Source organism: Prevotella sp. CAG:255, assembly GCF_000431195.1.
Classification (GTDB): domain Bacteria; phylum Bacteroidota; class Bacteroidia; order Bacteroidales; family Bacteroidaceae; genus Prevotella; species Prevotella rara.
The window spans coordinates 1-20,780 of sequence record NZ_HF986781.1 but is presented as its reverse complement, the minus strand read 5'-3'; the positions used below and the strand labels follow the sequence as shown (position 1 = coordinate 20,780).

General features: G+C 42.3%; 16 protein-coding genes and 1 pseudogene. 6 read left to right on the top strand and 11 right to left on the bottom strand.

What is annotated here, in order from left to right:
• Positions 1 to 4: 4 nt before the first annotated feature.
• The 4 genes from glmS to QVO66_RS03140 all read right to left on the bottom strand — a co-directional run bounded on the left by glmS (position 5) and on the right by QVO66_RS03140 (position 4,392).
• Entirely contained in the window at positions 5 to 1,855 is a 1,851-nt protein-coding gene (gene glmS / locus QVO66_RS03155) for a glutamine--fructose-6-phosphate transaminase (isomerizing) (RefSeq protein WP_021853948.1), read from the bottom strand.
• Between the two features lie 411 nt (positions 1,856 to 2,266).
• Entirely contained in the window at positions 2,267 to 3,208 is a 942-nt protein-coding gene (locus QVO66_RS03150) for a hypothetical protein (protein WP_021853946.1), read from the bottom strand.
• 13 nt (positions 3,209 to 3,221) lie between these two features.
• Entirely contained in the window at positions 3,222 to 3,887 is a 666-nt protein-coding gene (locus tag QVO66_RS03145; protein ID WP_288172512.1) for a hypothetical protein, read from the bottom strand.
• 4 nt (positions 3,888 to 3,891) lie between these two features.
• Positions 3,892 to 4,392, bottom strand: a complete 501-nt coding sequence (locus QVO66_RS03140) for an RNA polymerase sigma factor (RefSeq protein WP_021853944.1) — start codon at positions 4,390 to 4,392, stop codon at positions 3,892 to 3,894.
• 417 nt (positions 4,393 to 4,809) lie between these two features.
• On the opposite strand from QVO66_RS03140, the gene QVO66_RS03135 reads away from it, so the two are divergent.
• Together QVO66_RS03135 and QVO66_RS03130 are read left to right on the top strand one after the other, a co-directional pair.
• Positions 4,810 to 6,177: an MATE family efflux transporter gene (locus QVO66_RS03135; protein ID WP_021853943.1), complete on the top strand. Its 1,368-nt coding sequence runs from the start codon at positions 4,810 to 4,812 to the stop codon at positions 6,175 to 6,177.
• An 80-nt stretch (positions 6,178 to 6,257) separates the two neighbouring features.
• Positions 6,258 to 6,638 (top strand): GtrA family protein, encoded by a 381-nt coding sequence (locus QVO66_RS03130; protein ID WP_021853942.1) that lies wholly within the window; start codon positions 6,258 to 6,260, stop codon positions 6,636 to 6,638.
• Positions 6,639 to 7,105: 467 nt separating this feature from the next.
• Here QVO66_RS03130 and QVO66_RS03125 read toward each other — a convergent pair whose 3' ends face one another.
• The 3 genes from QVO66_RS03125 to rfbA form a co-directional block, all read right to left on the bottom strand.
• Positions 7,106 to 7,537, bottom strand: coding sequence for a BT0820 family HAD-type phosphatase (locus QVO66_RS03125; protein WP_021853941.1), 432 nt, complete (start codon positions 7,535 to 7,537; stop codon positions 7,106 to 7,108).
• A gap of 120 nt (positions 7,538 to 7,657) precedes the next feature.
• Complete coding sequence (locus tag QVO66_RS03120; protein WP_021853940.1) at positions 7,658 to 10,165, bottom strand: GumC family protein; 2,508 nt, start codon at positions 10,163 to 10,165, stop codon at positions 7,658 to 7,660.
• 27 nt (positions 10,166 to 10,192) lie between these two features.
• On the bottom strand, positions 10,193 to 11,065 hold the full coding sequence (gene rfbA, locus QVO66_RS03115) for a glucose-1-phosphate thymidylyltransferase RfbA (protein ID WP_021853939.1): 873 nt from the start codon (positions 11,063 to 11,065) through the stop codon (positions 10,193 to 10,195).
• Between the two features lie 249 nt (positions 11,066 to 11,314).
• On the opposite strand from rfbA, the gene QVO66_RS03110 reads away from it, so the two are divergent.
• The 4 genes from QVO66_RS03110 to rny all read left to right on the top strand — a co-directional run bounded on the left by QVO66_RS03110 (position 11,315) and on the right by rny (position 14,308).
• Positions 11,315 to 11,959 (top strand): hypothetical protein, encoded by a 645-nt coding sequence (locus QVO66_RS03110; RefSeq protein WP_021853938.1) that lies wholly within the window; start codon positions 11,315 to 11,317, stop codon positions 11,957 to 11,959.
• A 137-nt stretch (positions 11,960 to 12,096) separates the two neighbouring features.
• Positions 12,097 to 12,390, top strand: coding sequence for a hypothetical protein (locus tag QVO66_RS03105; protein ID WP_021853937.1), 294 nt, complete (start codon positions 12,097 to 12,099; stop codon positions 12,388 to 12,390).
• Positions 12,391 to 12,400: 10 nt separating this feature from the next.
• Positions 12,401 to 12,739 (top strand): cell division protein ZapA, encoded by a 339-nt coding sequence (locus tag QVO66_RS03100; RefSeq protein ID WP_021853936.1) that lies wholly within the window; start codon positions 12,401 to 12,403, stop codon positions 12,737 to 12,739.
• Between the two features lie 33 nt (positions 12,740 to 12,772).
• The gene (rny, locus tag QVO66_RS03095) at positions 12,773 to 14,308 is read left to right on the top strand and encodes a ribonuclease Y (protein WP_021853935.1); all 1,536 of its coding nucleotides are present in this window, start codon (positions 12,773 to 12,775) and stop codon (positions 14,306 to 14,308) included.
• A 128-nt stretch (positions 14,309 to 14,436) separates the two neighbouring features.
• Here rny and QVO66_RS03090 read toward each other — a convergent pair whose 3' ends face one another.
• From QVO66_RS03090 to QVO66_RS03075, 4 genes and pseudogenes are all read right to left on the bottom strand, one after another.
• A complete protein-coding gene (locus QVO66_RS03090) occupies positions 14,437 to 14,595 on the bottom strand; it encodes a cysteine peptidase family C39 domain-containing protein (RefSeq protein WP_021853934.1) in 159 nt (52 codons plus the stop codon).
• 30 nt (positions 14,596 to 14,625) lie between these two features.
• Positions 14,626 to 16,923 carry a TonB-dependent receptor domain-containing protein gene (locus QVO66_RS03085; protein WP_021853933.1) on the bottom strand — a complete coding sequence of 766 codons (2,298 nt, stop codon included), beginning with the start codon at positions 16,921 to 16,923 and terminating at the stop codon, positions 14,626 to 14,628.
• Positions 16,924 to 18,157: 1,234 nt separating this feature from the next.
• Positions 18,158 to 20,239, bottom strand: coding sequence for a hypothetical protein (locus QVO66_RS03080; RefSeq protein ID WP_021853932.1), 2,082 nt, complete (start codon positions 20,237 to 20,239; stop codon positions 18,158 to 18,160).
• Positions 20,240 to 20,578: 339 nt separating this feature from the next.
• Positions 20,579 to 20,780 (bottom strand): annotated as a pseudogene (locus QVO66_RS03075) (hypothetical protein); the annotation flags it as partial.

The following is a 20,780-nucleotide window of genomic DNA, read 5'->3' as shown; positions in this document are numbered from 1 at the left end:
CATGTTATTCTACGGTAACAGACTTTGCGAGATTTCGTGGCTGATCTACGTTCAGTCCTTTTTCAACAGCCACGTGATATGCTATAAGCTGAAGAGGAATGGCAGAAAGAAGTGGGGCCAGCGAGGCTAACGTAGAAGGAACTTCTATCGTTGCTTCTGCAATTTCTTTTACGGCCTCGTCGCCTTCCGTTACGACGGCAATGATGCGGCCGTTTCTTGCTTTTACTTCCTCTATGTTGCTGATGATTTTTTTGTACAGTTGATGGTGGGTTGCCACAAATACCACGGGCATGTTTTCGTCAATAAGAGCTATCGGACCATGCTTCATTTCGGCTGCAGGGTAGCCTTCTGCATGTATGTAGCTTATTTCCTTTAGTTTCAGAGCGCCTTCGAGTGCTACCGGATAATTGAATCCGCGCCCCATGTATAAGGCATTTTCTGCATAAGTCAGTGAGCGTGCAATGTCTTTGATCTCTTCGTCTTTTGCTAAAACGCTTTTTATCTTTTCTGGTATGTTTCCAAGCTCTTCGATAGTGCTTTCATACTCTTCTTTTGAGATTGTGCCCCGTTCGTGTCCGAGAGCCAAGGCAAAAAGTGTCAGAACCGTAACCTGGCCTGTGAAAGCCTTAGTTGAGGCTACTCCAATCTCCGGACCTACGTGTATGTATATGCCTGTGTCAGATGCCCTGGCTATGCTAGATCCGACAACATTGACTATGCCGAAACACATGGCTTTGTTCTCTTTGGCGAGCTGGAATGCTGCAAGCGTGTCGGCTGTCTCGCCGCTTTGTGATATGGCAATCACAACATCGTCCGGTGATATTACGGGGTTGCGGTAGCGGAATTCAGAAGCGTATTCTACTTCAACTGGAATATTGGCCCATTGCTCAATGAGCTGTTTGCCGATAAGGCCTGCGTGCCATGAAGTACCGCATGCCACGATAATGAATCTTTCGGCTTTCATCAGGCGTTCGCGGTGCATGTTTATGGTACTTAGTACAATTCGCTTTTCGTTGAGCAGTAGGCGTCCTCTCATGCAGTCGGCCATACATCTCGGCTGATCATAGATCTCTTTCAGCATGAAATGTTCAAATCCGCCTTTCTCAAGCGACTCGAGACTAATGTTCACTTCTTTAACCTCAGGCGTTATGTCTTCGTAGTTAAGATTGTTTATCTCTATTTTCTTTCCGATTTTCAGCAGTGCCACTTCGTTGTCGTTGAGATAAACCATCTGTTTGGTATATTCAACAATCGGCAGGGCATCAGATGCAATAAAGAACTCTTTATGATCGGCCCCGATGCCTATTACGAGAGGGCTGCTCTTTCTTGCAACGACAATTTTGTCGGGACAGTTCTTGTCGATAACGGCAATGGCATAAGCTCCGACAACCATTCGCAGCGCCATGATAGTGGCGTTTTCAAGGCTCTTGTCGTATTTTTTTTGCATATATTCAATGAGCTGAACCAGCACTTCTGTGTCTGTTGAACTCTTGAAGGTGTATCCTTCTTTTTCGAGAAGGATTTTCAGATTGCTATAATTCTCAATAATTCCGTTATGGACAAGGGCAAGACGTCCGCTCTGAGACACGTGTGGATGTGCGTTTATGGCTGATGGTTCGCCATGAGTAGCCCATCTTGTGTGAGCAATGCCAATTTGTCCTGAAATATCTCTTTGTGATGTCAGGGCTTCAAGATTACTTACCTTGCCTTTTTCCTTATAAACGTTCATAACTCCTTCGTTGTTTATAAGTGCAACTCCGGCAGAGTCGTATCCTCGGTATTCAAGGCGCTTAAGTCCTTGTATAAGAATGGGATAAGCATCTCTGAAACCTATATATCCAACTATTCCACACATTGTTATTCCTTGTTTGTTTTTATATAAAAGTTCACCGCATCAGATGTCAAACGGTTATATGCGGCAGGTATATATCTGCAAAGATAGTAATTTTAGTCATAAATATACATTTTGCCCTGTCATTTTATATTTTATTTTTGAGTTTTATGTATTGACTGTTACAAATGTTTGACCGGTTACTATAATATTCTGCCATATGGATAATGCGATAAAATATTTTGCCTATGGATTAAATACTCAAGCTGTTTTGGCTATTCGTGTTAATTGAATATGGCAGAGGATAAAAGTAGCTGAAGCCATTATATAAAAAGTTCCGCCCTTGTCTTCAGCCATTGGCAAGACAAGGACGGAATGCTTTGTTTTGACTTGTTTTAATCTTAAAGATTTTTTATTTTAGAGCGAGTATTATGATTATTTCAGTTCGTTAATTGCTTCGTTGAGCAGCGCTTTGAGATAATTGTCTTTGCTGCGCTTTTGCATTTCCTTTATGCTGTCCATACATGTCACCTTCTCGCTTTCGTTGAGCAGGCTGCCGTATGACTTGCATAGTTCCAATATTTTGTTTACAATTCCCGTGCAGATAGTGAGCTTGTTTGACCCGCCTTCCTCCAGAACGGCATAATATGCAACCCTTAGATTTCCGAATCTTTTCAGAAAGTCCATGTCAGTTTTTATTGCGTCATCGCTTGTGTGGATTGTTATATTTGAAAAATCTTTATTATTGTTGTACGATGACGATTGTCCTGATTTATGTGTTATAATATGTCCGTTGTCATTAATAGTAACTATATCGCCGTTGTCTTTCATGGTAATAATTGTTCTTGTGGCAGGGCGATTCACTTTCTGTGGGTCTTTTCCGTATATCTTATATATTATTCCCCATACTTTGTCTTCTTTTACTTTCTCCTTCCATACTATGGCATAAACGTATCTGTAAAGACTGTCGTTGCTGTCATGAAACAACATAACATCATAGTTATGGTCAATATGTTTTCCGAACAAAATCTCTTTGTCAAGATTGCGGCCATAGCTTACTCTCATCAGTGTTGCATCGCTTATTCCGCTTGATCTTTTTGCCAAATTATAGGCATTTGATGCCTCTTTGTTGAATGCAGAGTGTATGCTGTTTAAGGCTTTCGACTTATTTGACGGAAGCTCAAAAGTATATGAATAGCAGTAAGATTTGTCTTTTACGCCGTTTTGCTCCATTGTAACTTCTTTCTTTATGTATTCCTCATAATTCTTATTGTTCACAAAGTCATCAATGGCATTGTCTATATTCTTTTGGGCATGGGCACCAAGCGACATTATTATGCACGCTGCTGTTGTGGCAAAATATCTATATGTCTTCATAATGGTATGTTTTTTAATAATATTCGTTTTCTTCTGTTTCATAGTCAATACCTTCTTCGAGGGTGGCCATAATAAGTTCTATCTTTATATCCTGTCTGTTATACAGGTCGTATATCTCTCTTATTTTTTGTTCTTGTTCGAAACATATCTGGCGCAGCTTTTCTTCAGCCATTTGGTCGGCTACAACATTTATCGAGTCGCGCTCAGCCTTTGCGAGATATGTCTTTGGCGGCATCACTTTGTAGACCCTTCTCTTTATTCTGCTCTTTTTCTTATTTGGCTTTACGGCCTCTTTCTTCATAGAGTCAATGGCCAGAGTATCTTTGGATGATATGATATTTTCTTCTGTCGCCAATTTGCCGGCTGCGTTTACTGTTTGTTGTTCTGGCATAATGTCCTGAGTACCAGGACGCACTATCATAACCAATGCTACTATTGCTGCGGCTGCTGCCATGAGCATAGCCACCGTTATGGCTTTACTCCTGTTTTTTGCCGTATGTTTATGTCCGTTGGATTGCAATGGCATTCCGTCGTCAAACCATCCGAACATATCTTTGTATGGCTTCCATTCGTCTTCCACTTCATGTGTGCGGAGATATTCAGCTATGCGGTTTTCTTCGTCAACCGTAGTCTGTCCGTCCATGAATCGCTTTATGAGTTGTTCTATTTCTTTATTCATAGTGTTATATTCCAGCCCTTTTTTGAAATTCTTTCAGTATTTTCATTCTAGCCCTTGATAGTAGAGTTGCCACCGAGGTCTTTTCCATGCCGAGCAGCTTGGCTATTTCCTCGTTGCTTTTATGTTCAACCTGCCTCAGCTTTAGTATCTGATATTCCTTCGGAGGCAGTTCGGCCACCCGTTTCATCAGCCAGTTGTGGTCTTCTTTTATTTCAACACAGACGTCCGGGGCCGGAGCCTTGCTGTCGGCTATGTTGCTGTGGCTGTCCAGTGGCTGCTGAGGCCTTTTGCGGTGTACGTCTATTGCCTTGTTGCGTGCAATGCATACGGCCAGTTTCTCGGCGTCAGTCTTGCTGCTTATGTCGTTGCGCAATGTCCAGAGCTTTAGCATCACGTCTTGAGCAATGTCTTCGGCTTCATCCATGCTCATAGAGAGGGCAAGGGCTGTAGCCACAGCTTTTGCTCTTGTTGATTTTGCTATTTGTTCGAACTCTGTCTGCTCCATATATTTTCCTTGTTTAGTGTTATAACGTTTTGCCTGCCAGATTATAAACTGACGTTAACATTTATTATGAAAGCAGCGGCTCGCGCTTATAAAAATCATTTCGCCTTTTAGAGTATTTTCTGTTTATGACTGATATTTCCTTTTATAATAAGGGCGGCTTGTATGTGCCGTTATGTCAGGACGATCTGATTTTTTACCTATATATATTGTAGTCAAATGTCTTTTGACTGTTGCTAAGATTTCGCATATTGTATATCATTTTGCCTTGGCGGGAAATAACATTTGTTTTAGATACGCCGTTTTATGAATATTGTGTAATTTTGCACCTTGAAATCATCGATGCAGCAATCTTGCTTGATGTCTGCATCTTGGTTTCGGCATGAATAATGTTACAGGTTAGAGTTTTTAAGGTAATTTATGGGTAAGGCAAATATAAATAATACGGCATACGAAGAGCGTTTGGGTACAGACAGGATGTTGCCTCTTGTGCTGCGCATGGCTATGCCGTCGGTGGCAGCTCAGATTGTTAATCTGTTGTATAATCTGGTCGACAGGATATATATCGGTCACATTCCGGGCATCGGCACGGACGCGCTGGCTGGTATCGGTGTTACGGGGGCCATAATAATACTTATTTCTGCGTTTTCGGCAATAGTCAGTGGCGGCGGTGCTCCGTTGGCTGCCATAGCCCTCGGTCAGGGCGACAGAAAGAGGGCAGGGCAGACCTTGGGTAACGGTTTTGTCCTGTTGCTTATTTTTACGCTTCTGACCACTACTCTTACATATCTCTTCATGGAGCCGTTGCTGATGTTTACCGGCGCGTCTGAAAATACAGTAGGTTACGCAAAAGATTATCTTTCAATTTATCTTTTAGGCACACTGTTTGTTGAAACGTCCGTAGGACTTAACACGTTTATAAACACTCAGGGACGTCCGGCGATAGCGATGTATTCGGTGCTGATAGGCGCCGTTCTTAACATAATACTTGACCCTATTTTTATCTTTGTGATGGGCATGGGCGTCAGGGGCGCGGCCTTGGCTACTGTTATATCGCAGGCATGCAGCGCGTTGTGGATAGTAAGTTTTCTAACGTCAAAGCGTGCTTCACTCAGATTGGAGTTCAGGTATATGCGCCCTGACAGAAACGTGATTTCTCACATTCTGGCTTTGGGTGTGTCGCCGTTCATTATGGCAAGTACGGAGAGCCTCGTTGGTTTTGTTCTTAACAGCAGCCTTGAAAAGTTCGGCGACATTAATGTCAGTGCTTTGGCCATAATGCAGAGCGCCATGCTTGTAGTTAGCGTTCCCCTTGCAGGCTTTGCGCAGGGCTTTGTGCCTATTGTCAGCTACAACTATGGCCACGGAGACAGAAACCGTGTAAAGGAATGCTTCAAGATTGTGCTGGCAATAATGTTTACGTTTAATTTCGTACTTGTGCTGTTCATGGTTCTGTTTCCGTCTTTGGTGGCAGCAGCCTTTACAACCGACGAAGCTCTTATCAGTACGGTATGCCGGGCCATGCCCGTATTCTTGTGCGGTATGACCATTTTTGGGCTGCAGCGCACGTGCCAGAATATGTTTGTAGCCCTGGGACAGGCTAAGGTTTCTGTCTTTATCGCCTTGCTCCGCAAAGTTATATTGCTCATACCTTTGGCTTTGCTGTTGCCTAAGTATATGGGCGTGATGGGCGTTTATGCAGCCGAGGGAATATCTGATGCAACTGCAGCAATACTATGTACGCTGATTTTTGCATATCAGTTTCCACGTATATTGCGCCGCATGTAGCACGTGCTGTTAATCGTTTTTCAAATATTTGGTTTTGTTTCAGCTTTGCATTACCTTTGCAGAATAGAATATTATAAATTATGCTGTTAAGTCGTGAAACTTTTTTTGAGATAATACGTTTTGGCATCGTAGGCGTTATTGCCACGGCCCTGCATTATGGCATATATTGGCTTTTGCAAAGTGTAATCGACGTAAATGTTGCTTATACCATAGGATATTTTCTGAGTTTTGTGGTAAACTATCTATTGTCGGCAAAGTTTACGTTCCGTAAGAAGAAGTCGGTTAAAAATGGTTTTGGCTTTGGAGGAGCTCATCTTTTCAACTATTTCCTGCAGATCGGACTGCTTAATCTATTCCTTTGGCTTGGTGTGAGCAAGGAGCTTGCGCCTGTGCCTGTTTATTGTATTGCAATACCGACAAACTTTTTGATTGTCCGTTTTGTATTCAGGAAAATAGGTTGATGTTTGCTTGCTGGACTGAATATGGCTTACAGCTTAGTTATAAGGATATCTGGTGAAATATGATTAAAAGAATATTGGGACATAGGTAAACAAAATTTTGCATAGTATTATTCTTTGCCCGTTTTGTTTAGCAGTCATTATGGCACTTTTATAAGCAGCGCTAATTTTGAATGCAAAAAATCGAAAGCAGAGAGCCTGTTTGTGATTGTAAATCGTTGGCGCTATAGTGAGATTCTGTGAAATGTGTAAGCAAAACGACGTGTATTGGTTTTAAATCATTAACCTATTGTTTTTGAGTCGTAACTGGGCCACTTTTGCATCAAAAGTGGCCCAGTTTTTCATTGAAAACAAATGGTTTTTTACGGATAATCCGATGTATTATTACATCGAATTAAATAATTTCGGGATAGGGAGCTAAAAAAAAAGCATCACGCTTTTTGCGCAATGCTTTTATTTATATCTTTTGATTAAAATTGCCACCAATGTTTTTTCTTTGGTCTTTCATCATATGAAACATGGCCCTGGCGTTCCATCATGATGTCTTTATATGTCTTGTTTTCTTTTATCATTCTGTATATTGTTCCCCAATCAGGCAGGCCTCCTATATTGCGGTCGTCAATAAACATGTCAGCTTTAAGCTTGCGTGAGTAGTGGTTGTTGTTTGACGTGCCTTGTTCTTCAGGATAGTCTTTATTAACAGCATAAAATTCCACTCCGCGGTCCTTGCACCATTGTACGGCCTCGTCGAGCAGTTCGCCTTCGCGTACAGACCATAATATGAGCTTGTGATGATCAGCAATCAACATTTTAAGAGTATCTGTCGCAAACGGAATCTCCTGGCCAATTTCAGGATATCTGTGTTCAACAATTGTGCCGTCAAAGTCTACTGCAATAGTCATAATTCTATTTCAAAAAAATAATGCTAAATATGAATAACTTTATAAGTAATTGAATATAAATGTTTAAAAGTATACGGAAACTTTCTGACGAGAAAGCCGCCGTATACTTTTAGTCAGTTGTTATCTTTTTACAGATGTGTCGTTTTTGTTGCCGTAATGGCTGTTAGAATAATCGCCATAGTTGCCGTATGAGCCATACGCCTTACCCTTGCCGTAATGTCCGTATTTGCCATACTTGCCGTATTTGCCATATCCATAATAATAGCCATACTTCTTGTCTGAAAGGTCTATGCCGTTGATAGCGATGCACAGATTTGGCAACTTGTTCTCTGCAGCCAGTTCGTTTATCATGCCGAAGCTGGCTTTCGGAGTGTAGTCTGCACGGCACATGTAGATACAGATGTCTGCATGCTTGCCAATCTGCAGCGTATCTGTTACCAGTCCGACCGGAGCCGTGTCTACCAATACATAGTCGTAGTTCTCTCTGAGCAAGTTGAGCACCTGTTCAAGTGCAGGGCGAGAAACAAGTTCTGCCGGGTTGGGAGGAATAGGACCAGCCATCAGAAGATCGAGGTTATTGTTAATCTCTGAAGGTACGATTTGTTTTTTAACATCGCTCCATTCCGGATTCGTCATTGTAAGCAATGGCGTGATACCGTTATTGTGATTGTTTATCTTAAACAATTCTGCCAATCTTGGCTTACGGATATCAAGACCAATGAGGATTACTTTCTTGCCGAGAAGTGCAAAACTTACGGCCAGGTTGGCTGCTGTAAATGTCTTTCCTTCGCCGGATGTTGAAGACGTAAACATTATTACGTTTTGCTTTTCTTTCAGCATAAACTGAATATTCGTACGCATAGAGCGGAATATTTCCTCCATCTGGTTGTTCTGGTTCTCGTGTACGACAATGTCTGCCCTTGTCTTTGCTGTTTCGCTTGCTACGACAATGTCTGCAATGATTGGCAGCTTGGTAAGGCTTGCAACATCTTCATGGCCTTCAATTCTGTATCTGAAGAAATTAATTACGTATAAAATCAGAGACGGAATGGCTATACCCATTATGAGGGCTATAAGCATTATTATGCTGCCCTTCGGGCTAACCTTGCCGGCGTACTGCGGCATTTCGATAAGTTTTCCTTTGTCTGCTGTTGCTGCTAATGAGATGGAGTTCTCTTCACGTTTCTGCAATAGCATAAGATAGAGTCCTGATTTTACTTCCTGCTGTCTTCCGATCTGAGTCAGTATACGCTCCTGTTCAGGGGCTTTGGTTACTTCACCGCTGTATTGGCCCAGCTGCATCTGTATGGCGTCACGTTGTATTGTGAGGCTCTTCTTTGCCTGCTGCAGAGCCTGATGTATGCTTGCCTGCATGTCATCGAGTTGTGATGTCAGCTCTATTACCACCGGGCTGTTTTCTGAAGCCGTGCGAAGCAGTCTGTTGCGTTCGAGGGCTATCTTGTTGTATTCATTGATAAGCGATGTTGACGCTTCGTCTTGAAGTCCTACATTTGACGGCAAAACCTGATGCCTGTTACCGGGACGGTTGGCAAAGTTGATAAGGCTGGTTATCAGAGATATCTGAGTGTTTGCCTCATTGAGCTTCTGCTCGTATACAGAAGTGTTTGTCGATGTCGTGGTGGCATCCAGTTTTAGCTCCATCAGCCTGTTGCGCTTCTTGTAATCTTCGAGTTCGCCATCTGTCGAACTAAGTTCAGCATTGATTTTTGCCAGACGTTCATTGATGAACTCTTCTGTACGTACGGCTATTTCGTTCTTGTCTTCGTTGGCTTGTCTGTTATAGCAAACCACAAGCTGGCGCAGATAATCCATACTGCGGCTTATGTCCTGATCCTGAAGCTGCAGGCTCAATACAGAAGACGTCTTTGATGTCTGTTCAACGGATAAGCTCTTGACATATTTATATGCAGCAATACGGGGTGAATTTAATATAGCAATTTCTGATTCTCCGTCTTCAAGCTTATAACGCCCGTTTGCAGTCAATGTGATAATTCCGACTTTTGTACGTATTACGGCAGGTATGCCATCTATTGTCTTTTCTATTTCGTAAGGACCGTCAAAAGCAACCTCGTTTTCTGGGATATAATATGTACCTTTGACAATGTAGCCATTGTCTTTTCTTGTAATTTTTAGTTTGACCGGAGCATTCAGCTTATCCATGTGGGCAAAATCCATGTCAACATTTATTGGCTGCTCTTTGTATATAAGCTGGTCTTTTACATGCCCCTTTAGATAATAATTGACGTATAATTTTAAGTCGCGTACAGCTTGTTCGGCAACAGTGGTTGATGTCAGGATTTCCTGCTCATTCTCTATACCATAGTTGTTGCTTATAATACCAAGGTTAGACATACTCTCCAGTGCCTGAAGGCCTCCTCGTCCAGAGCGTCGGCTGTTGTCGTCGTCCTTAATCAGCAACTTAGCTATTGTGTTGTATACCGGTGTAGTGTAGCGCAGGTAAAGAAAACCAATGCCAACACATATCAGTATAGATAAAATAAACCATTTCCAATTAAGTATAAACGCCTTGTAAATGGTTTGGAAGTTGAAGGAAGATTGCTCTTCTGCAAATTCCTGAACTTCTTGGTTGTTTTTTAATTCGTTCATTTATTTTTATCCTAGTTTATTTGTTTGTTATCCTATTAAACTTATAAGGTATTTTCCGTATTCATTTTTCAACATGGGCTGAGCAACTTCTTTAAGTTTCTCAGAGTCAATCCAACCTTGTTTGAATGCAATCTCTTCAAGGCATGCAATTTTCAGACCTTGACGTTTCTCTATAACCTCAATGAAAGTTGACGCCTCGCTCAGACTGTCGTGTGTGCCTGTGTCGAGCCATGCGAATCCTCTTTGAAGTGTTTGAACTTTCAGAGTCTGTCGTCTGAGGTATTCTTGGTTGACAGATGTTATTTCCAGTTCGCCTCGTTTGCTTGGCTTGATGTTCTTTGCAATCTCAACAACGCTGTTTGGGTAGAAATATAAGCCGACAACGGCATAGTTGCTCTTCGGATTTTCAGGCTTTTCCTCTATGCTGAGACAGTTGCCGTTCTTGTCAAATTCAGCCACTCCGTAACGTTCCGGATCGTTGACATAGTATCCGAATACAGTTGCGTTTCCGTTCTTCTCTGCCTCTTCGACACTTGCGTGCAACATCGCAGAAAATCCTGCTCCGTGAAAAATGTTGTCGCCTAATACAAGGCATACGCTGTCGTCGCCGATAAATTCCTCGCCGATGATAAATGCCTGTGCAAGTCCATCAGGCGAAGGCTGTTCGGCGTATTCGAAATGTACGCCATAGTCGGAGCCGTCTCCTAGCAGTCTTTTGAATCCAGGCAGGTCGTGTGGTGTTGATATTATCAGAATGTCTTTTATGCCAGAAAGCATAAGTACTGAAATGGGATAATATATCATCGGCTTGTCAAAAATTGGTATCAATTGCTTGCTGATACCTTTAGTGATTGGATATAAACGTGTGCCAGAACCACCGGCCAATACAATACCTTTCATCTTGTTTTGCTGTTAAATTAAATAATACTTAACCTGTTGAATGCCTGTTTTGTCAGGTCTTTGTGATGTTGTTTAAAAAATTATACATCAATTGCAATAATCGCATATGCTTTGCAAAGGTATAATAAAAGTTGATAATAATCAAATTTTATTTTGATTTTTGATGTATTTGATGTAATTTTGCATTTATATTTTAATTGCCGTGATATTGTTCATGGCTCGTTAGTTTAAATTAGATTGATTAAAGACATGGGATTTTTAAGTAAATTATTTGGAAAAAGCAATAAAGAAGAACATAAGACTGGAGGCATGGAAGATTATATGACACTTGTGCGTGTCTATCTTCAGGCTGCAATCGCTGAAAATGCCGGCATAACTAATCTGGCGATGCTTCCTGACCTGAGAATGTTCAAAACCACTCTTCACGTTCCGACATTGAACAACAAACTTGGAGTGGGGGAGAAAAAGCATTGTAAAAAGATGCTTAAGGACTTGTATAATACAGAAGATGACTTCTTCAAGGAAGTTGACCAAAGCATCCGTAAGAATTGCCGTAAGATACAGGACGTGCAGACATATCTTATCCAGTTCCAGAATTTTACTCAAGATCTCATGATGCTTATGGGTAATCTGATGAAGTTTAAGCTTCGTATGCCTTCGTTCATGAAAAAGGCTATATATGGAATGACCGAAAAGACCGTAGCTGACATTTTCCATAAGAACGACTTTAAGGATATGGGCGTCATGAAGACGGTGGTAGCCATCCGTAATTACGATAAGCGGTTGGGCTTCAGCGAAAAATGGATAACCGATTTTGTGTTCCAGGTCGTAATGCTGGCTAAGAAGGAACCGCGTCCCGCTGATGATGACAACTTGAAAAATAATTCGAAATAGTAAGTCTGCTTATATGCCGTAATGAGTTTGCCTCCGCAGTCTCGTTATGGCATAATTTGTTGATTTATGTAAAATCGGATGAATAAATTTTGCAAGTTGATAAATTTGTGCTAAATTTGTAGGCAAAACTTTTTGTGATGGCTGACAATGATAAAATAATGACGCTGTTTACCACACGTGTAAGGCAGTTGATTCTTCAGTACAACCAATTGAAGAAAGAAAACGAGGAGCTTTATGCGATGCTTGATGCACAGGAGGAGGAAATGAAGCGTCTGAAATCAACTTTGGAACAGGCACAGAAAGACTACGATAGCCTCAAGATGGCCAAAATGATGGAGATATCTGACGGCGACATTGAGTCGGCAAAGCGCAGACTGTCAGGCCTTATACGTGAGGTTAATAAATGTATCACGCTGCTTAGTGAGGAATAGTGACGTAGTGATGGCTGAAGGAAAAGATAAATTAAATATAAGACTGCACGTTTATGATACAGAGATACCGGTTTATAATATAATACCGGAAGAAGAGCCTTTTTATCGTAATGCGGCCAAGCTTATAACAGAAACGGTAAATACATATTCAGAACGCTTTAGGTCAACTAAAAGCGAGAAAGAAATCTTGTATATGGCGATGATTAATATCGCACTGAATCTGGAGTTTGAAAAAACTAACAACGACACAGCACCCTATGACGATATTCTCACAAAGATAACCAATGAGATTGAAGATGCTCTTGGCGTGTCTGATACAGGCATGCGTGCAGCTACGGATAAAAAATAAAAGTGAGAATATTAACATTATTAAAATAAACAAATGATATTAAATATTATTATTGCCGTCGTAGCACTTGTTTTGGGTGGACTATGCGGATATTTTATATTCAGGTATGTTCTTACCGGGAAATATAATGAAATGATTTCTGCAGCTCAAAAAGAAGCTGAAGTGTTGAAGGAAAAGAAGAAGCTCGAGGTTAAGGAGATTTTTCTTAATAAAAAGTCTGAACTCGAAAAGGAGGTGCAGAGCCGTAACCAGAAAATTCAGCAGAGCGAGAACCGCCTGAAGCAGAGAGAGCTCTCTTTGAATCAGCGTCAGGAAGAACTGGGCCGCAGAAAGCAGGACGTAGATCAGCAGCAGCAGCGTGTTGATAATGAAAAGAAACTTTTGCAGATTAAGCAGGAGGAACTCGATAAGATGCAGCTTCAGGAGCGTGCAAAGCTTGAGGAACTTTCCGGTCTCAGCGCAGAAGAGGCAAAGAACCGTCTTGTTGAGAGTCTGAAAGACGAAGCCCGTACAGATGCTGCAAGCTATATCAACGAGATTATGGACGAGGCTAAGCTTAACGCCAATGCTCAGGCTAAGAAAATCGTTATACAGACAATACAGCGCGTTGCCACTGAAACCGCGATAGAAAACTCTGTCAGCGTGTTCCATATCGACAACGATGAAGTGAAAGGACGTATCATCGGCCGTGAAGGACGTAACATCAGAGCTCTTGAAGCAGCAACAGGTGTTGAGATTGTTGTCGACGACACTCCTGAGGCTATTGTCATTTCTGCTTTCGATCCTGTTCGCCGTGAGGTTTGCCGTCTGGCTCTTCATCAGCTTGTTACTGACGGACGTATCCACCCGGCACGTATCGAGGAAGTAGTTGCTAAGGTTAAGAAGCAGCTCGACAACGAGATTATCGAGACAGGTAAGCGTACAGCCATCGACCTTGGTATACATGGTCTGCATCCTGAACTTATACGTATCATCGGTAAGATGAAGTATCGTTCAAGCTATGGTCAGAACCTCTTGCAGCATGCCCGTGAGACAGCCAACCTCTGTGCTGTAATGGCTTCTGAGCTTGGTCTTAATCCTAAGAAGGCTAAACGTGCCGGATTGTTGCACGATATAGGTAAGGTGCCTGACGAGGAGAGCGAACTGCCGCATGCTCTTTATGGTGCAAAGATTGCTGAAAAATATAAGGAAAAGCCGGATATCGTTAATGCCATTGGCGCTCACCACGACGAGATAGAGATGAACACACTGCTCGCTCCTATCGTTCAGGTCTGCGATGCTATCAGTGGAGCCCGTCCTGGCGCACGCCGCGAAATTGTTGAGGCTTATATCAAACGTCTTAATGATCTTGAGGCTATTGCTATGAGTTATCCGGGCGTTACAAAGACATACGCCATTCAGGCTGGCCGCGAGTTGCGCGTAATCGTCGGTGCGGATAAGATGGACGATAAGGAAACAGAGAATCTGTCTGGTGAGATAGCAACTAAGATTCAGAACGAGATGACTTATCCGGGACAGGTTAAGATCACTGTTATCCGTGAAACAAGAAGCGTGGCATACGCTAAGTAAAATCAGAAAATACATACTTCTATAAAAAGCGTGAACATTTCTCTGTTCACGCTTTTTTATTTTATGTTTACACCATCTATACATAATATTATATATGTCGGTTGTATTTTATGTTAAATGATGAAAGATCATGATGCATTTTGGGCTTTTGGCATCCATATGCCAACTTTGTCTTTCCGGGGATCTGTCGAAGCCGTATTCTGCCCATAATGGCTGCATATCATGCGCAGGCATGCTATGCTGCACTGCATCGTGTCGTACTGAAGGCATATCTTAAAGTTTTTCATCGTTTTATATATTGTTAAAACAAATACTTGTCAGAATCTGTTAAGCTCAGAACTGCCGGTTCCCTTACCTTTATATTTCTTTTTGTTTTTACTGTTGAACGAGTAGGTTACAGACAGTTGTATCAGTTGCGAAGCACCTTTACGGTATTCAGTTACGTCAACTCCGTTTGTGCGTGTGAGATGCTTTTGCTTCTGTGTGCCGAAGATGTCGTTTGCCAAAAGAGAGAACGACCAGTTGCCTACGCTTTTCAACAAATAAACATACACCGAGGCGTTGTCGTACATATAATAAGTGTTGTTATTGCCTTTGCTCGACCACCATCCCGTAAGGTATGCATATATCCCCCAAGGCAGGTCGAAACGGTTCTGAAGGCTTATGCTTCCTATGGGCTTGTTGTAGCTCTCTTCGGGCGAGCCGTATTTTAAGTCACAGATGGCGAGCTGGCCTTGTATCATAGGATGCCAGAAGCCGATATCCATGCTGTGCGACAGCACTATGTTTAGTTTGTTGAAGTCAGGCAGGTTTATCGGCTTGCGTATGTTGAGGTTATAGTCAGGCATATGCATGTAGACATACTCTGTCTGTCTTTTCATTCTTATATATGTTACGTTAAGCATGGTCTGTTTCCATGCCATGCTCAGGTTTATATTGTGTGGTGTCGATGAGATCAGCAGCGGGTTGCCTGTCTCCCATGACGTATGCGACACGTATGTCGAATTGTTGTTTAGCATGGAATAGCTCGGTCTGTATACGTTGGTGTTGTACGAAAGTCCTATTCTCAGGTCTTTTACGGCATAGCAGATTGTGAACCTCGGCAGCCAGTCGGTGTACGACTTTGACTGACCGTCTATTCGTTCTCCGTTTTTATAGTAAGTGAAGTCTGTCGCTTCAGCTCTCATTCCGGCTGTCAGCGTCAGGTTGTTAAGCGGTCTGTATGTTGCGTTGACATATCCGGCTGCAAGATTCTGTTTAATAAAGTCGTTTGCCTGTGAGCCTGTGCCGTCAATAATGCTGCCAAAATCAGTCCTGTCTGACGTGTACGAATATTCGCCTCCCACGTCAATTGAAAGTTTACCGAAAGCCATGTTTAAGTTTGCCTTTGTGGCAATCAGATGATACGATGCCCTGTTTGAGGTGTTCACAATGCTGTATATCCCTTTGCAGTCCTCGGTGGTGTTCTGATTGTTTTTGCTTTCTCCGTACAGGTAGTCGGCGTCAGCCGTAATCTCAAAGTTCTTTTTTGCGCCGAACTTAATCGTGGCATATCCGTTAAGATAATGCTGCATGCTCTGCGATAACGATTCGTTTGCCGAAGCAATGCTGCTTTCCTGTCCGTCAGCGTTGGTCTTTATGTTGCTGTCCGTGTTGTATTTGCTTGACGGTGTTCGCGAAAATTCGTATCTTACTCCTGCCGAATTGCTTTCTCCGAAATCAAAGCTGCTTCCTGCCTGCAGGTTCATTGATTTGCTGCGGCTGTTATATTTGCCTTCTGTTAATGTATAATTTTGGTTGTTGTTGAATTTCTCGTCATATGTCCTGTCCTGTTTGAATCCGCTGTCGGCAACAGAGCCTCCGACAAAGAATCCTAATCCGTTCTTCAAGACATACGAAAAGTCGGCGTTTACGTTTCCCGATGCAACTTCAGACATTGTTCCGGAGCCTGTTATAACTCCTGCCAGGCCATCGTCGCGTTTCTTGGTGTGTATTATTATCACCGACGTTACGCTTGAGCCGTATTTAACGCTCGGGTCTGTAATGATGTCTATGCTCTTTATGTTTTCCGGCGACAGCTGGCTCAGTTCGCCGCTGTTCCTTACGCGTCTGTTATTTATGTATATTTCAGGCGTTCCCTTTCCGAGTACTGCTATTCCACCGCTTGTTGCGTCAATCATCGGCATCATTCTTATGGCGTCATTGACCGACGGCAGTTTGGCGAGCGGGTTGCCTACCATATCAATGGTAAGTCCTGAAGCGTTGTGCTTTATGAATTTTCTCACTCCCGTTACTGTTATGCCTTCAAGAGCCTTAGCCTGAGGCTGCATGCGTATTGCTCCGTTTAGCGGAATGTCGGCATAGGCAGTTTCATAGCCCAGTGATGTTACTCTCACGGCCAGAGTCTTGCAGTGTGTTGTGTCGTTTACAACGAATTTGCCTTCTTCGTCCGTAAGCCCTCCTGATATCAGACTCGAGTCGGCTGTGTTTATCAGTGCCACGCTGGCATATTCCATTGGCATGTCTTTTTCGTTCATCACCTTGCCGCTTATCTGCTGTGCATAGGCCTTTGTAAGTGCAAGGAGCATGATGATTAGTATTGTAAGTTTATTCATATTTATAATTTTATTGTTCTTTCTGTCAATATTTTTACATACTGTTTCCCATGTCGTATTTTTGAAGGATATGGGTTACATATTATCTCGTCTGTTGTCGGTATGCATACGGCAACTTAAACCAGACCGCCTGTCGGCAGATACTAAGGTTGTGCTTTTATGGGCAATTTTATAATTTGTACGATATTATAATTACCAAAACCATGCCATAAAACGTATTTTGTTGTATATCAGAGAGATAGGCTAATATCCCATTCGTATGCATGTCTAATATTTGGACAGTGGTGTATAAAAATTAGACAGTATGTATACCTGGAAAAAAGAGAATAAGACATTTAGGAGTTAGAGGAGCATGTTTAAGTGAAGAATTCGCTCGTGTAACCGATATGAATCAACAAGACTAATGCGCTGCTTGTGCAACTGATTTGAATCAACAAAGTTAATGTTCCGGCAGATTTGCAATTGTTGTGCAGGCGAGAGCAGAAGCAAATTATATTTGGTTATGCCGAGCGCAGCCGACAATCAATAGAAATAATCTGCCGGAATTGAGTATAAGGATTTTAATCCGCCTACTTCCTATTTTTTGATTAATGGGTATGAGTTTCGGATCACAGATCCTTATATTTAATGCTGTCGGATAGCATATCCGACAGAACAATAGTCTTGTTGCTTTCTGACGTTTTTATAGTTATAAAACTAATATGCCGTATGTAAAACTGAGTTGAACCAACAAAGCTAATGTGTCGGCTGATTTGCAATCTGCCGGAATTAAATATAAGGATTTTAATCCGCTTGCTTTCTATTTTTTATTAATAGGTATGAGTTTCGGATCAAAGATTAGCTTCGCTGACCGTTGGTTCTGATACTTTATGCTGTCGAATTTTTCGCTGCGCTCAACAACACGTGCATATCCGACAGAACAATAGTCATGTTGTTTCCGGACTTTTTTATCGTTAAAAGACTAATGCGCCGCCTGTGCAACTAAAATGAACCAACAAAGCTAATCAGAGAAATTGCCTTCTCCATCCGTAAGCCCTCCTGGTATCAGACTCGAGTCGGAAGTGTTTATCTGTGCTGCGTTGGCATATACTGCTTCTTCGCTTATCGCATTACAGTATGCCTTTTGGGGCACAGACATTTGTAAATGAAAGAACAATTAGTCTTGGCATTTTTCTATTAGCCGTTTTAGCGTAACCATCGTATTGTCATTACGCCTTGACAATTTTCATTGTTATTATTTCAGCACGCTTGTTTTTGCACTGCCTTCAAACCTTGCATTGTTGCCATGATCAGTCTTACGGCCGAAGTCGAGTGTGTAGCGCATCGTCAGGCTGACGTATCTTCCGTCCCACGGACGCGAGAGATATTCGCTGCTGTGCAAATTGTCGCTGTTAAACCATGACTTCACCCAGCCGTGTTTTCTCAGTACGGAGTTTACAGACAGCATTGCGTAAAAGTTTCCGGCTGTGTATTGCAGATTTACCTTAAGGTTATCGCTGAATTGCGCCGTCGTGCCGTATCCGCCGCGCATAAATCCCTTGTTGAAATTTTTGCCGTATCCTGCCGACACTGAGAAATTCTTGTTCATGTTGTAGCTTACGTATGGGTACAAGCCATAGTTGTTTAACGAGAAATTCCTTATGCCCGAATGCATCTCGTGTGCGTAATACAGCTTTGCCTGTATGTTAAGTTTTCCGCCGGCAAGCGACAGCGACGGTGTAAGCGATGCCGATATGATGTCGTAGTTGCCGCTGTTAACGATCTCCTTAATCATAAGTCCGTTTTCCGCATGCCATAAGGGCACAATGTCGTGCATTATCTCTTCCCACATAACATCGGCATTAAGCGAAAATCCGTTTATTGGCATCCATGCATACGACATAAGGGCTGAGGCATACCGTTGAGGCTTCAGACCGGCGTTGCCCTTGGTGCCTTCAATCTCGTTGTCCTGTCGCACCACGGTGTTATAGAATGAAGGAGTTATCGGCATCTGCATAATTTGCGCGTATGCATACAGAGAGTGTTTCTTTCCGATACGGCCGTTCATTACGACGAATCCGTTTACGTATGGCTTGGTGTCATAACCGTCGTCGTTCACCTTGTAGAAGTTTACAGGCACTTCTATCTGTGCGCTTGCCGACCAGTTGTCAGAGAATTTGTGGTTATATCTCACTCTGGCATAGACATAGTTGTTTATGAGTTTCTGTCGTGTGTTGTCCGTTCCTGTGTAGAGTGTGTTGAATATTTCCGATTTATATTCTGCCGTTACGGTCATATAGTTTTGTTTGTATAGCGGAAAGGCGTATGACATCCATACGTCAGGCAGATACACGTCTTCCTCGGTGGCATTGAATATCGGGCTGCCGAATGTGTACAGAGTAGACGCGTCATTGTGGTTGTAAGAGAACGATGCCGCGCCGTACAGCATTGAGTTGCGTGGCAACTTTGACAACTGGAAGTATGTGTTGATGTATGGCAGCATGCCTTTCGACGATGCTTCCGTCAGAGCCTTGCCGTTGTCTGGCGCGTTGTTTCCTGTATAGGTTATGTTTATGTCGCTGTTGTTCACCGGCGTGCTTTCATATCTGTATCCTGCCGATGCCGTGAAGGTCAGCTTGTCGCTTATGTATCTTGCGTTTACGGCTGTTGTGAACATCTTTGTGTGTTCTCTTTGCGTTTCTTCTGTCAGCTTGTCTATTATGTTGTCCTTACTGAATATGTATTGTGTGCTGGTGTTGTGCGTTATGTCGTCAGCGTTGCGGTAGTAGGCTTCGGCCAGTCCCGTAAGCGTCCATTTGCCAGTATTCACTTTTGCCGCGGCTCCATAGTTGCCGCTGTTGTAGACGAACGACTGATTAACCTCGCCGAGCACATATCCTCCGTATTTGTATTTCTTCATCACGAGGTTTACCACTGCCTGATAATTCTTGTATTTAGGATCTGCAGGTGATTTGAGATATTCTACGTGCAGCACGTCTTTCGGTCTCAGGGCTTTCACCTCCCAGTCTTGCGCCTCCACGCCGTCAATGTAGAAATGCACTTCACCTTGATAAGTTGTTTCCACTTTGTTTGAACCAAGATCAACTCTAAGTCCTGCCACCATCATTCTTGCCAGCAGGTCGTTTATGTTTATGGCATGCTGCTTCGCTTCCTTTGACGGAATGTAAACCACACCATCTGCAATGGCATAGTTGCGTGTACCCTCAACCACAACCTCGTTGAGTTTATAATTTTTTATCGAGTCAGTCTGGGCTTTTGCATAATAATCCAGACTTAGAAGAACTATCGTAAATAATAGTAAACGTTTTTTGTTCATATATCTAAAATTTTTTAGTTTAACCGTATTGTGTACGCAGTCAAGCACCGTTTTGTGACTTTATTAATATGATTTAATTTGCTTTTCTTGAATTTTCTTTCGCAAAGGAACGGAATTTTTATACAAGAAACAAATTTTCAGACAACTCAGAATTCACAAAAAATTCACAGACACGTTTGCATACCTACGCAAACGTGTCTGATTTTTATATTTATTAAAACCTGTTTATATTTAGCTTTTTGAATAGTCCTGAGCAGATATGTTTTGCAAAGATTATTGAAGCATTAAACTTCACAAATAATTCACAAACGTCATAATTTGCATTCTATAACATGCTGGTTATAAGGATTTTATGTATCTGTCGAAGTCTTTAGACGTTCCATTCTTGCCTGTAATTCTGTTGTATAGACGTTTTCGTATGTTGGTTATGTCAGACCTGCTGCGGCCGGTGAGCAGACTTATCTGCGAAGGTGCGAAGCCAAGCTTGACCAAGAGGCACAGCTCATATTCGCTTTCACTCAAAACGGCCTTCAGCCGGCTT

What these genes read in the sequence shown, in the direction of transcription:
- glmS (WP_021853948.1), bottom strand. Translation starts at nt 1,855, where the DNA reads ATGTGTGGAATAGTTGGATATATAGGTTTCAGAGATGCTTATCCCATT.
- QVO66_RS03150 (WP_021853946.1), bottom strand. Translation starts at nt 3,208, where the DNA reads ATGAAGACATATAGATATTTTGCCACAACAGCAGCGTGCATAATAATG.
- QVO66_RS03145 (WP_288172512.1), bottom strand. Translation starts at nt 3,887, where the DNA reads ATGAATAAAGAAATAGAACAACTCATAAAGCGATTCATGGACGGACAG.
- QVO66_RS03140 (WP_021853944.1), bottom strand. Translation starts at nt 4,392, where the DNA reads ATGGAGCAGACAGAGTTCGAACAAATAGCAAAATCAACAAGAGCAAAA.
- QVO66_RS03135 (WP_021853943.1), top strand. Translation starts at nt 4,810, where the DNA reads ATGGGTAAGGCAAATATAAATAATACGGCATACGAAGAGCGTTTGGGT.
- QVO66_RS03130 (WP_021853942.1), top strand. Translation starts at nt 6,258, where the DNA reads ATGCTGTTAAGTCGTGAAACTTTTTTTGAGATAATACGTTTTGGCATC.
- QVO66_RS03125 (WP_021853941.1), bottom strand. Translation starts at nt 7,537, where the DNA reads ATGACTATTGCAGTAGACTTTGACGGCACAATTGTTGAACACAGATAT.
- QVO66_RS03120 (WP_021853940.1), bottom strand. Translation starts at nt 10,165, where the DNA reads ATGAACGAATTAAAAAACAACCAAGAAGTTCAGGAATTTGCAGAAGAG.
- rfbA (WP_021853939.1), bottom strand. Translation starts at nt 11,065, where the DNA reads ATGAAAGGTATTGTATTGGCCGGTGGTTCTGGCACACGTTTATATCCA.
- QVO66_RS03110 (WP_021853938.1), top strand. Translation starts at nt 11,315, where the DNA reads ATGGGATTTTTAAGTAAATTATTTGGAAAAAGCAATAAAGAAGAACAT.
- QVO66_RS03105 (WP_021853937.1), top strand. Translation starts at nt 12,097, where the DNA reads ATGGCTGACAATGATAAAATAATGACGCTGTTTACCACACGTGTAAGG.
- QVO66_RS03100 (WP_021853936.1), top strand. Translation starts at nt 12,401, where the DNA reads ATGGCTGAAGGAAAAGATAAATTAAATATAAGACTGCACGTTTATGAT.
- rny (WP_021853935.1), top strand. Translation starts at nt 12,773, where the DNA reads ATGATATTAAATATTATTATTGCCGTCGTAGCACTTGTTTTGGGTGGA.
- QVO66_RS03090 (WP_021853934.1), bottom strand. Translation starts at nt 14,595, where the DNA reads ATGAAAAACTTTAAGATATGCCTTCAGTACGACACGATGCAGTGCAGC.
- QVO66_RS03085 (WP_021853933.1), bottom strand. Translation starts at nt 16,923, where the DNA reads ATGAATAAACTTACAATACTAATCATCATGCTCCTTGCACTTACAAAG.
- QVO66_RS03080 (WP_021853932.1), bottom strand. Translation starts at nt 20,239, where the DNA reads ATGAACAAAAAACGTTTACTATTATTTACGATAGTTCTTCTAAGTCTG.